Here is a 12918-nt window from a genome sequence, read left to right as displayed (position 1 = left end):
CAATTTTACTGTAGTATTATGTTGTGTACACAAGGCGTTCAACGATGCACAATTGTAATTTTATAAAAAGTCAGTCTCCTGACAATTGTACTAAAGGGATTGACAACTTTTATTAAAGAAATTATGACGAAAATATTCAGCGGTTTATTTACATGCTTGCTACTTATCTTTTTTGCTACAAATACTTTTGCAATAACAGTTACCGTGCATACTGCGGCAGAACTGGAAGCTGCAGTGGATAAGGCTAAGCCCGGAGATGTAGTCCTCATCGCTAATGGGAAATACGCTGATTGGAACTGTATGTTGACGGGTCGGGGAGAGGCAGGTAAACCCGTAATCGTGCGGGCAGAATCAAGCGGAAAGGTTAGCTTTGGCGGGCCTGTAATGAAGACGATATTTAGGATAACCGGCACTTATCTCGAGCTTTCGGGCATTACATTTAGCGAGTGCAAGGTATCAAGAACGCCCGGTCAAACTACAACACTCGTTCAACTGGAGGGCTCTACGGGTTGTCGCGTTAGTGGTTGTTCGTTTGAGAAGAATGAAGTAATGAGTCAGTTTATGCCGATTGTTGTAATCTCTGGTAAAGGGGAATCGAATAGAGTAGATCATTGTTCATTTATCAGTAACGTAAATAACATGGAAGTGCAGGTAGTAGTCGCGAAGGTAGCTACACCTTTTCACACGATGATTGACCACAATGAGTTCAGAAATAAAGCCAAAGTTACATGGCCGGTGTTTAATGGCGGAGAATGTGTGCAGGTAGGGCAGGATCCTGTTTTGCTCGGAAACATAAGTTCCTTTACAACTGTAAGGGACAATCGCTTTATAGAATGCAATGGCGAGCCGGAAGTGATCAGCAACAAAAGCTCGGATAATAAGTACATCAATAATTCTCTTACAAACTGCGAAGGAGAACTTGTAATGAGAGGCGGATTTGACTGCATTGTAGACAGTAATATTGTTGAGGGAGGAGCATGCGGCATCAGGATAAATGGGGCGCATCATACTGTGACAAACAATAGGATCAGCAACGTAAAGACCGCTATAAGGCTGATGTATGGCATGGCCACCGGCAAGACGGAGATTGGTTTTTACATAGCAGCGTCGGACTGTATTATCACAAATAACAAGATCAGTCATGTACAAACGGGCATATTAGTCGGAGACAGCAAAAATGCCGACTGGACGGGTAAGTTTGATGTAAAACGATATCCGTCACGAACCATGCAGGATGTGTCTCCTGCCAACAACAAAATTGAAAATAACAGCATTACAGATGCGCAAACTGAGATAATGAGAAATGATAATTAAATCCGGGTGTCAGGCATCTGGCAGAGGTTTTATGATCGCTTAAAAATCCATTTTATTTCAGAGCCGTTTTTGGGAAGTAGAATGAATGTTCTTATAAGGTACAAGTGTTGCTACTCCTTTAGCGAAGCTTCTGCTCCATATTGTATTGCTTGCCCAAGTACATCAAGGTTTATGTCTTTTAAATTTTTGAACTTAATGCAATAGCCTGTCACACTCGCCTTGCCTAGCTTTGTTCCAAATGTTTGGGCCAGGTATGACTTATCTTTTAGGCCAAGTATATAAACAGAAATTCCGGTTGTGTTTCCGCTCATGCCAATTTGAAAAAACTCTTTGGTGGTCCCGTTAGCATATTTTATGGTGAAAAGTCCATACCCTACAGTAGGATTAGCGACAGTTTTATTTTCGCTGTTTTTGCCATTGTCGAACCATAGCTTACAGTTTGGTAATGTCTTGAGTATATGGAGGTGCAACGCTTGCATGTCTGCACGTTTGGCATCAGGTTGGCCGGCAATATATGTTTTGATTTGTTCTTGTACGTTCATATAAAATTGTACTTGCAAACATTCATGAATACAATCCGGGTTAAAGGTATAAAAGTTCGTCGTTACTCTATAGCACAATTCGTAAGCAGCCAGTCAGCGATCTACAATTAATTTTTATTTAGCTGTATCTCTTTATGTAAATTAGAAGTTCATTGTCTAAATGGACCATGACTGAATATTTATGAAGAAGATAGGATTCTTATCATTTGGGCATTGGGCCAATCATCCGGCTTACAAAGCCCGGACAGCAAGCGATACATTGCTTCAGTCTATTGATCTGGCCGTTGCTGCGGAAGAAATAGGCCTGGACGGCGCTTATTTCCGTGTACATCATTTTGCTGCGCAACTTGCATCTCCGTTTCCTTTGCTGTCGGCGATTGGCGCCAAAACGAGCAAAATAGAAATTGGGACAGGCGTCATTGATATGCGCTACGAAAATCCGCTGTATATGGTGGAAGATGCCGGCGCTGCTGATCTGATTGCTGAGGGACGGTTACAATTGGGCATCAGCAGAGGTTCGCCTGAACAGGTGATAGATGGCTGGCGTTATTTTGGATACGAACCGAAGGATGGAGAAACGGATGCAGATATGGGACGCCGCAAAGCAATGGAGTTTTTGGATAAATTGAAAGGTGTTGGATTTGCCCAACCGAATCCATACCCGATGTTTCCCAACCCTCCGGGCTTGCTTCGCTTAGAACCACACTCGCAAGGATTGCGGGAGCGCATTTGGTGGGGAGCAGCTTCAAATGCCACCGCTGTTTGGGCCGCAGAAAATGCCATGCATCTTCAAAGCTCAACGCTGAAGTACGATGAAAGTGGTAAGCCTTTTCATATACAGCAAGCCGAGCAGATCAGGCTGTACAAAGAGGCGTGGAAAAAAGCCGGTCATCAACGCGAGCCGCGGGTGTCGGTGAGTCGCTCCATTTTCGCTTTGATGAATGACGAGGACCGTTATCTCTTTGGACAACAAGCCAAGAGCAGTGATTCCATCGGAATGATTGAACAGGACAAGCGTGCTATCTTCGGAAGAAGCTATGCCGCAGAACCTGATCAACTCATAAAAGAATTAGCTACGGATGAAGCGATACAGGAAGCGGACACATTGCTTTTGACGATACCCAATACGTTAGGCGTTAAGTACAATGTGCATGTGCTATCGTCTATTTTAGAGCATGTGGCACCGGCATTGGGTTGGAGGTAGTTTAGCGTAAAATGCGTTTGGCTTTTATGGTTGTCATCATTTGTTACAACAAATAATGACAACCATGAGGTTCGTTACTTCAACACAATCATTTCAATACTATTTGTGCTGCAAAATATCCGATTCCTATAAAAAGAAATCCGGCTGCAAATGCTCCTATTATAATTGCAGGTGCAAACGCCCCAAAGTAAGTAAGTATTTTTATGTCTGATGGATTGTGAGGATCATACACAATTGGAACTTCGCCGCCCAGGTAAGTTGTTGGCAGTGCCGCTGGAAAATGACATTCGAATTCCTTCTCTTTGCCATTTATCGTGGTGAACGATAGAATGTAATAGGAAGAGTGATTTTTACTGTTCGCTACTTCTTCGACGCGGGTAATGGTGGAAATGGTTTTTTCGCCATGCCTGATGAGATAGATAGAATCTTTTGTGAACGCGAAAGAAACGATCAGCAGTACCGTTCCAACTATTATTAAAGCGATGTAGGTATTCATAAAAGATCGAGTTAGGATTAGGCCAAATGTAAACTAAATAGCACGTGTTTAAAATTAATTGCACTTGTGAAGCTGCGCAATCATTATGTCTTTAATGTTTTCTACATTGTCTTTTATTCTTGTTTGGGCAACTATCACGGGCGTTCCAAACTTTTTTTGAAATCCTCTCAGTGTTTGTTGTTTCCATTTGCTTTGTTTGCTGATTAGTGTATTAGCATTACGAATGTAAATCAGCAGAAAGTTTGTATTGAAGGCTTTTTTTACTTTTACCTCAGTGATATCATTCCAGGGAATTTTGCCGCAGGAATATATAGACAGATTGTCCAGGATGCCATCTGCTTCAATCGAAAGCATAGCCTTTCTGTTGAATGTTGTTTTGCAATAGTCAATAACAGATACACTCGTGTAGTAAATGCAGGGCACTATAAAAAATAGATAAAAATAAAAACGCTGTTGTGTACTTGCATCTTCGCTACTTGTGACGTTTATCATTGCCATTGCCAATAACACGATCAATATAAGGCCGGCAATGGCAAGAAACGGTATTCTTTTTTTGTTGGCTTGAATTTTCATAAAATGAACAGGGTACTGGTAACAAAATTTTTTTTCTTTAAAATTGCTTCAGTATTGGTTGCATTAAATATACTATCTCTAATCTTTGCGGCAAAAAATGCCTTGAAATATGAGCTGCACGAAACCATCGATCCGAAACTTTAGCTGTTGGTGTGAAAATCTGCCCTTGTGCGTGGCTAGCCAACACCTATCCGCACTGTTGCTGGTACGCCTTCGCTACCAGCCAGCTTCGATACCAACAACGGCGGTTCGTCCAACAAAATTTAGCATGAAATAATGCAGCGTATATTTATTAGCGAAACGCACATAAACCATTTTCAAATTTTCAAATTTTCAAATCTTCAAATTCACATATCCTGCTGAAATTGAATTAATTTTACTATTTTAGGTTATGACTTTGGATTCTGATTTTAGTGACCAGGCATTGAAAAAGCGGGCATCGCAGGGCGAAGAACAGGCTTTTAAAATGTTGTTTGACCGTTACCATTCGAAACTGTTTCATTATCTTTTTAGCATAGTGAAATCAAAAGAAGTGGCGGAAGAGCTTGTGATGGATGTGTTTTTAAAAATGTGGCTGGCAAGGGATATGATCGTGCAAATTGAGAATTTAGACGGCTTCCTGTTCAGGGCTGCATATAATAAGAGTGTCGATTTTTTCAGGGCCGCAGCAAAAGATAAACGCCTGACAGATCTTATTTGGGAAAATGATCAGATTCCCGCTGGAAATTATGCTGATGATTCCCTGTTGATGCATGAATATGAATCCAAACTTCGTGACGCCATCGACCTGTTATCTCCCCAACGCAAAAAAATATTTCTCCTTCATAAAGACAGCGGATTGTCCAACGCAGAAATTGCGGACACCTTGAATATCTCCAAGAAAACAGTCGCCAACAGCATCGTTGAGGCCCGTCAATTCATTAAGTCATACTTGTCCAAAGAGCTTGGTTTCTGGCTCTTTACCACCGTTGTTTACAATCTTTTAAAAAATAATTAAAAAAAAGTTCATTTTGAACGGGAACACATATTAGGATTTACGTCTTCTATATGTAGGTAATCACGTATATATATTTAACTATGGGAAACGAAAGTACCCCCAATAACGATTTGCAGCATTTAATTGAAAAGTATGTAAACAAAACATACTCAAAGGAAGAACTGCAGAGGATCGTGAACGAGGCGGCAAATGGTTCGGACGAACTGTTTGCTGCATTAAAAGCTCTTTGGGATAAAGCAGAAAACAGAAATGTAGAGGATCAGGCACATTGGAATGAACTTTTCAGTTCGATGATGGAGAGGTCAAACGTGCTGGAGTCGGCAGAGGGGCGCAATTCGGAGGAGGATAAAGAACAACTACCCCGAATTGGCCGCAGAAGAAGATTTATTGCAAGAACTGCCGTTGCTGCTGCTGTCATTTTAGTGGTATCAACAACGCTGTTAATTCTTTACAGTAACAAGAAGCAACAAGTAGCGGTAACACCGCAAACTAATCCGGAGAAGAATATTTTGCCTGGAGGTGATAAGGCGATTTTGACATTGGCTGACGGCAGTAAAATAGTTTTGGACACTGCTTCTAATGGCACGCTGGCACAACAGGGAGGCAGTAAAGTAATAAAGATAGGAGGTCAAATCAGTTACGAGGGGCAGCAAAATGCGGGGCAGGTTCTTTACAATACTATTTCCACACCGAAAGGAGGCCAGTATCAACTGGAATTACCGGATGGCAGTAAGGTTTGGCTTAACGCATCTTCCTCTTTAAAATTCCCTACTGCATTTGTAGGGAAAGAGAGAGACGTTGAATTGAGCGGTGAAGGTTATTTTGACATTTCACATAATGCGAAGCTTCCGTTTCATGTTCGTGTAAATGATCTGGATGTGCGTGTGCTGGGAACGCAATTTAATGTGAATGCCTATGATGACGAGCCAAGCCTGAAGACTACATTGATAGATGGAAGTGTAATAGTATCATCACAAAGTTTAAAAAAGGCTTCAGTGCTAAAACCGGGGCAACAGGGAGTTCTTAACAAGAATGAATTATCGGTAAATAAAGATGTTGACATTGAGGAAGTTGTTGCCTGGAAAAATGGTCAATTCATGTTTACCAGTACAAGGCTGGATCAGATAATGAAACAGATTTCGCGCTGGTACGATGTTGAAGTGGAGTTCCAGGGACACAACCAGGACAGAGTGTTTAGCGGTATCGTGGGCAGGGGAAGCAATATTTCAGAAGTGTTGGATATTATGAGGAGAGCGGGAATTAAATTTCAAATTCAGGGAAGGAAAATTACAGTTTTACAATAAGCTATTACGATTGATCCAAAAAAGAACAAGGAAGTGTTTGCACCACTTCCCTGTGAAATGCTTTGGAGTAATCATACAATTCTTTCAGGACTGCTATTAATTAACCAAAACGAACCAAAGTTATGCAATTAAAGGCTCTTTGCAAACGCCCGTCAAAGAGGCGGGTGCTCACTTTTCAAACACTGCTAATTATGAAGCTGACTGCTATTTTTTTACTTGCTATCACCTTGCAGGTAAACGCGAGTGGTTTCGCACAAACCGTCACAATTTCCCAGAAGCAAGCTTCATTGCAAAAGATTTTTAAAGAAATCAATAGGCAAACTGGCTTCACGTTTTTTTACGAGGATGAAGTTTTAAAACAAGTAGGGAAGGTGGATATTCAAGTGACAAATGCATCTATCCAACAGGTGCTCGACATTTGTTTTAAGAACCAGCCATTGTCGTACTCCATTGCCGGCAATTCAATCGTTGTAAAGCAAAAGGAAAAAAATCCGGAGCCAAAAAATATTGCAACTGAAGAGTTGCAAAACATCGAAATCAGGGGAACTGTTACAGACGAGCAGGGAAGGCCGATGCCGTCTGTGTCAGCCACTATTCCAGGCACGCCGTTGGGAGCAATGACCAACCAAAAAGGCGAGTATGTTATAAAAGGTGCTCCGGAAAATGCCGAAATTATTTTCTCCTATGTTGGATATGTAAGCCAGCGTTTTCGAATTAATAACAAAACCGTTATCAATGTGGTCCTTAAGCAGGAAGATAGCCGCATGGAAGAAACCGTTGTTATTGGTTACGGTACAACCACTAAAAGAAAAAACACAGGATCGGTTAGCACTTTAACGGCTGAGGAAATTGCCAAACAACCCGTTGCCAATCCTTTGAATGCTTTGCAGGGACGCGTTGCAGGTGCGTTGGTAACACAAAGCAACGGTTTGCCGGGATCACGTGTAACCATTCAAATTCGTGGGGTGAACACCATTGATCAGACAGGTGCAGGCACTCAACCTCTTTATTTGGTTGATGGAGTACCGTTCAATATTAATGACAACTCAACCCCAACAACAAACGATTTGAACGGTCGTGGATCTTTCGCTGCAGCTGGCGGTTTAAGCCCGTTTAGTGTAATCAATCCGGCGGACATCGAAAGCATCAGCATCCTGAAAGACGCGGACGCCACTGCTATTTACGGTACCCGTGGATCTAACGGTGTTGTGTTGATCACGACTAAAAAAGGTAAAGCGGGAAAAACAAAACTCGATGTAAATGCATATACCGGCAAAGGAAAAGTTGGGCATTTTATTCCAATGATGAACACGCCGCAATATTTGCAAATGCGGAAAGAAGCATACGCGAATGATGGCATTACGCCTAATGCTGCAAGTGCTCCTGATTTGCTTTTGTGGGATCAAAATGCGTACACCGATTTTCAAAAGAAATATCTTGGTGGCACTGCTGACATAAGCGATGCGCAGGCAACTGTATCAGGCGGCGATCAGAGAACACGCTTTCTGTTGAATGCAGGATACCATTATGAAACGCCTGTATTTCCTGGCGATTACAATGACAAGCGCATCTCTTCACGTCTTAATGTTGACCACAATTCTTTGGATAGAAAATTCAATGCAAATGTTTCTGTTAACTATACATATGAGAACACGAACCTGTTAGCACGGGATTTGAGTACGCTTTATAATCTGCCTCCAAACATGCCGCTGTATAATTCAGATGGTTCAATATACTGGGATGCAAACTTTACAAACCCTGAATCTTATTTGCTTGTAAAGTATTTGGGTAAGACCAATAGCTTAATGGCCAATACGCTTTTGCGTTATACCATTTTGCCGGGACTGGATGTAAAGGCAACTTTTGGATTTAGCAAAATCCAACTGGATCAGAACACGCAGAACCCTGCAACTTCGAAAAATCCACTGACCACTGCAGTTACCAACTCTGCTTCTTTTGCCAATATCAACCAGAACTCCTACATCCTTGAACCGCAAATTACTTATACAAGGAATATTGCCAAGGGCAAATTCAATGCATTGTTAGGTAGTACCTTTCATAATTCTTTGAATACTTCTTTGCGTACGTCAGGCGACAATTACGCTACGCCGGTATTGCTGGGAAGCATCACCGGTGCGGGAACTGTTGGTACTCCATCATACGGTTATACGCAATACAGATACACGTCCATCTTTGGAAGAGTAAACTATGACTGGGATTCAAAATATCTGATCAATGCAGTATTAAGAAGAGATGGCTCTTCACGTTTTGGACCGGATAACAAATTTGGTAACTTCTGGTCAATTGGTGCAGGCTGGATTTTCACCAATGAAAATTTTGCAAAAGACTTGTCTGTTTTATCCTTCGGTAAATTAAGAGCAAGCTATGGCCTTACAGGTAACGACCAGATCCAGGATTACATGTACCGCACATTCTTCACTTCTTCAGGAACATATCAAAACAGTACCGCGCTTGCACCTGATAAAATAAACAACCCCGATCTTCACTGGCAAAATACTTACAAGACAGAGTTTGGCCTTGAGTTAGGATTTATTAAAAACAGGATTGCATTAACTGCGAATTACTATACAAACAAAACGCCGGACCAGCTTGGATTTTTGAATTTATCAGCGCAGGCCGGATTCAATTCTTACCAGTCGAATTTCGATGCAGTGATTCGTAACAAAGGATGGGAATTTGAATTGAACACCACCAATATTTCCACGAAAGATTTTAAATGGACAACTTCATTTAACATCACCATACCAAAAACAATTTTGGTAAGTGCAAGTCCAAGTTATTTCTTCTACAACAAGAGCACAATAGGTCAGCCGTTGAGTTCTGTATTTAGATTTATCTATGAAGGCGTTGATGCCAAAACCGGTAATCCTTTATACAAGAACTTAACCAAAGATACATTGACCTTTACGCCTAGCTTCAGTACCGACAGAGGCGTTGCCGGCTACACTCAGCCAAAATATTATGGTGGGTTGAACAATGTTCTTAGCTATAAAGGTTTTGATCTATCCTTTTTCTTTCAGTTTACAGGTCAGGAAGGAAATATTTATCCAACAACTGCCCCCGGCGTTTTGTCTAACGGAAACCAACAAACATATTGGTTAGACCGCTGGACCACGACAGGCGGAAAGGTGGGTGGTACACCGAGGTACACAACAACTTCATCTGTGTATAGCTCATGGTCATCATCAGATGCGGTGTGGGGAAATTCTTCATTCCTGCGTTTGCGTACAGTAAATCTTTCATATTCGTTTCCGCGTGAGTTAGTCTCCAAATGGAAAATGGATAATCTCCGTTTGTACCTGCAGGGCCAAAACCTATGGTGGGCCTCCAAGAACAAATATGTGTATGATCCTGAGACAGGTACTGCAATGCCGCCTCTACGTGTCATCACAGCTGGAATTAACGTAACACTTTAAAGAAAAAAGACAATGAGACTTACTATAAAAAAATATAATTATCTGCTTATTGCTGGTGGCTTATTCATGCTGCTGTTTAATACTTCGTGCAAAAAATACGTAACGATTCCTCCTCCGGTAAATGCCGTTGATGAAGCATTGGCCTTCGCTGATTCGAGTACGGCAACCTCTGTGGTGCTTGGAATATACAGTAGTATCGCAACCGGGAACTCTTCTAACGTTTTTAACGCGATCAAGTACGGTGCAATGAGTGCCGATGAAGGATATTATCTGACAAATGCATCTTTCGATAACTTTAAAAACAATACGCTGGCAGCGGGAAATGATGCGAATGTTTTTTGGGGCGCTATGTACACAAAAATTGGCAGAGCAAACTATGCCATAGAAGGAGTGAATGCATCCAAAACACTTTCAACTTCCGTTAAGAACCAACTGGTAGGCGAGGCAAAATTTTGGAGAGCATGGCACTACTTCTACCTGGTAAATTACTTTGGCGATGTGCCTTTGGTCGTTAATACCGATGCATTAACAAACGGCTTATTGGCAAGAGCTCCGGTAGCCGATGTCTACCAACAAATTGTAACAGATCTTACTGATGCGAAGGCGCTTTTAACAACCAAATATCCTTCAGTAGAAAAAGCAAGAATCAACAAAAGCGCGGTATCTGCATTTTTAGCAAGAGTTTATTTTTATCAGCAAAACTGGGCCGCTGCTGAATCTGAAGCAAGCGAAGTGATCAATAGTGGAACGTATAGTTTGGTGACAAACCTTAACAACGTTTTCTTAATCGGCAGCACGGAAACAATCTTTCAGATCTCGCTTGCAGGAACTTCCGTTCCTGCAACGGTAATGGGCGCAGAATTTATCCCTGCAAGTACAACACCTTCTTTTGTTTTATACGATACGCTGGCAAATTCATTTGAAGCAAATGATCAGCGTAAAGTCAATTGGACAAAGGCGATTACGTACGTTGGTAAAACATACTATTACCCATATAAATACAAAGTGCGCTCCACTACTGCAGGTACAGAGTACCCGGTAATGCTGCGTTTGGCTGAGTTGTATTTAATTCGCGCAGAAGCAGAGGCTAACGAAAGCAAGATTCCGCAGGCCCAGGCAGATCTGAATTTGGTTCGTAATAGAGCAGGTTTGCCTAATACAACTGCTGCTACAAAAGATGATTTGGTAAAGGTACTGGAACGTGAGCGTTGGTTTGAATTGTTTACAGAATTTTCTGACAGATGGTTCAGCTTAAAAAGAAAAAACAGGGCAACTGAAGCGCTGAGTCCAATTAAGCCGGCATGGAAGCCGTTCCAGCAATTATATCCCATCCCAGCGCAAGCAATGGGTGCTAATCCTAACTTAAAAGATAACCCTGGTTATTTTTAATAAAAAAAAATTAAACGTTTTAAATGAAAAAGTATTTTTTTCTCGGCCTGACAATCACAACGGTGTTATTGTCACAGCAGACTATTGCGCAAACCAATGCGCAAACGGGAGACAGCACCATAAAAAATTATACGCGTCTTGCTAATTCAACAAACGAAGCTGATAAAGCAGAATTGGAGAATCAATTATACACTTTGCTGAAAAGCAATAAAGAAACTGACTGGTTAACTGCAAGCCGATTTTTTTACCAGTTGAAAAAGAATAAAGTAGCCGATTCAATAGCTACTGAGGGTAAGAAAAAATTTCCGCTTGGTATATGGGTAAGGAATGAAAAAGTGGATACCGTGTACAAAGAGAAAGATCCGGTTAAAAAAGAGCAATTGTACATGGCATGGATCAAGAAGTTTCCACCACAAAAGTTTCCGGCAGATCAGCAAATCAGTTACGACTATGCAAGGTTCAGCGTGGGCACTGCTTATGCAGAAGCTGACAATGTAAAGACGGCATTGGAGTACGCAAATATGATTGCAACTCCCGCCTGGAAGGGTCAGGGCTGGGCCGGTACCGCCAATCTATTGCAAAAAAACGGACACTTAAAAGAAGCAGCAGAACTTTACAAAAAAGCCCGAGAGGATGCGTATGCGTTTAAGACAACGAGACGAAACGAACCCGGCGCCGGTTTTGCCGCGATAGGTTACGCAGGTTATAGCAAAAGCCTGGGCAGCGTATATATACAACAGGGCGATTACGAAAAAGCTTTGCCGTTGCTGAAAGAAGCACACGATAGTTCAAAATCCATTAATGGTTCCATCAACAGTGACTATGCAAGCGCATTAATGAAAGTGGGAAAAGATAAGGAAGCTTTCGATATCATTGATGAAGCCATTAAGGCCGGACAGGCAACGCCTGCAATGAAAAAGGATTTAAAAACACTTTATGCAAAAGTGAAAGGAAGCAATGAAGGCTATGAGGAATATATCGCATCAGTTAACAAACTTTTGTTAGAGAATATCAGAAAGGAAGTATCAAAGCAGATAATAAATGTTCCTGCCAAAGATTTTACATTGAAAGATGTTGACGGAAACGCGGTATCTCTGTCAGATTATAAAGGTAAGACCGTTGTTCTTGATTTTTGGGCAACCTGGTGCGGGCCTTGCAAAGCTTCATTTCCATCAATGAAAATGGCTGTTGAAAGATTTAAAAATGATCCGAATGTAAAGTTCCTTTTCATTCATACTTGGGAAAAGGAAGCTAATGCAACAGACAGTGCAAAGGCTTATGTAAACAGAAACAATTATCCTTTCGAGGTTTTGATGGATTTGAAAAATGATGCAGGTTCAAATCCGGTTGTGGCGAGCTACAAGGTTACCGGTATTCCCACAAAGTTTGTGATTGATGGTAATGGCAACATACGCTTCAAGTTCACAGGATTTAGCGGTGGTATGGACGCAGCTGTAGAAGAAGTGGCTACAATGATTGACATGGCAAAGAATACAAAGTAAGCAACACTGTTGAATTTAAACTTATCATTTGTAGCCTTCAATTCAATGTCGTTTTAGTTATGGCTTTACGAAAAAAATAAACGCACGTCGCTTGTCATCCCGACGAAGGAGGGATTCGGGTGTTTGCGTAAACGACGTGCTGATGCGGATCCCAGATCCC

Annotated in this window: 10 protein-coding genes; 7 read left to right on the top strand and 3 right to left on the bottom strand. The window is 41.5% G+C overall.

The genetic code is table 11. The annotated features are described in order from the left end of the window. The first annotated feature begins 123 nt into the window (after positions 1 to 123). Positions 124 to 1314, top strand: coding sequence for a chondroitinase-B domain-containing protein (locus tag QJ048_RS14485; protein WP_282335096.1), 1191 nt, complete (start codon positions 124 to 126; stop codon positions 1312 to 1314). Positions 1315 to 1424: 110 nt separating this feature from the next. Here the strand turns inward: QJ048_RS14485 and QJ048_RS14480 are convergent, their stop codons facing one another. Further along, the gene (locus QJ048_RS14480; protein ID WP_282335094.1) at positions 1425 to 1856 is read right to left on the bottom strand and encodes a DUF1801 domain-containing protein; all 432 of its coding nucleotides are present in this window, start codon (positions 1854 to 1856) and stop codon (positions 1425 to 1427) included. Between the two features lie 181 nt (positions 1857 to 2037). Between QJ048_RS14480 and QJ048_RS14475 the strand changes: the two genes are divergently transcribed. Then, positions 2038 to 3060, top strand: a complete 1023-nt coding sequence (locus QJ048_RS14475) for an LLM class flavin-dependent oxidoreductase (protein ID WP_282335093.1) — start codon at positions 2038 to 2040, stop codon at positions 3058 to 3060. 88 nt (positions 3061 to 3148) lie between these two features. Here QJ048_RS14475 and QJ048_RS14470 read toward each other — a convergent pair whose 3' ends face one another. Together QJ048_RS14470 and QJ048_RS14465 are read right to left on the bottom strand one after the other, a co-directional pair. Further along, on the bottom strand, positions 3149 to 3556 hold the full coding sequence (locus QJ048_RS14470; RefSeq protein WP_282335092.1) for a DUF3592 domain-containing protein: 408 nt from the start codon (positions 3554 to 3556) through the stop codon (positions 3149 to 3151). Positions 3557 to 3610: 54 nt separating this feature from the next. Then, positions 3611 to 4129: an STM3941 family protein gene (locus QJ048_RS14465; protein WP_282335091.1), complete on the bottom strand. Its 519-nt coding sequence runs from the start codon at positions 4127 to 4129 to the stop codon at positions 3611 to 3613. Between the two features lie 391 nt (positions 4130 to 4520). Here QJ048_RS14465 and QJ048_RS14460 point away from each other — a divergent pair, with 391 nt between their 5' ends. The 5 genes from QJ048_RS14460 to QJ048_RS14440 all read left to right on the top strand — a co-directional run bounded on the left by QJ048_RS14460 (position 4521) and on the right by QJ048_RS14440 (position 12758). Continuing rightward, the gene (locus tag QJ048_RS14460; RefSeq protein ID WP_282335090.1) at positions 4521 to 5126 is read left to right on the top strand and encodes an RNA polymerase sigma factor; all 606 of its coding nucleotides are present in this window, start codon (positions 4521 to 4523) and stop codon (positions 5124 to 5126) included. An 80-nt stretch (positions 5127 to 5206) separates the two neighbouring features. Continuing rightward, positions 5207 to 6430: a FecR family protein gene (locus QJ048_RS14455; RefSeq protein WP_282335089.1), complete on the top strand. Its 1224-nt coding sequence runs from the start codon at positions 5207 to 5209 to the stop codon at positions 6428 to 6430. A gap of 191 nt (positions 6431 to 6621) precedes the next feature. Further along, entirely contained in the window at positions 6622 to 9867 is a 3246-nt protein-coding gene (locus QJ048_RS14450; RefSeq protein ID WP_282335088.1) for a SusC/RagA family TonB-linked outer membrane protein, read from the top strand. A gap of 12 nt (positions 9868 to 9879) precedes the next feature. Continuing rightward, positions 9880 to 11256, top strand: a complete 1377-nt coding sequence (locus tag QJ048_RS14445; protein ID WP_282335087.1) for a RagB/SusD family nutrient uptake outer membrane protein — start codon at positions 9880 to 9882, stop codon at positions 11254 to 11256. A 23-nt stretch (positions 11257 to 11279) separates the two neighbouring features. Further along, a complete protein-coding gene (locus QJ048_RS14440) occupies positions 11280 to 12758 on the top strand; it encodes a redoxin domain-containing protein (protein ID WP_282335086.1) in 1479 nt (492 codons plus the stop codon). Positions 12759 to 12918 lie beyond the last annotated feature (160 nt).

The sequence above is a fragment of the Pinibacter soli genome (assembly GCF_029961145.1).
Taxonomy (GTDB): Bacteria; Bacteroidota; Bacteroidia; order Chitinophagales; family Chitinophagaceae; genus Pinibacter; species Pinibacter soli.
This window is presented reverse-complemented; position numbering and strand designations above follow the sequence as displayed.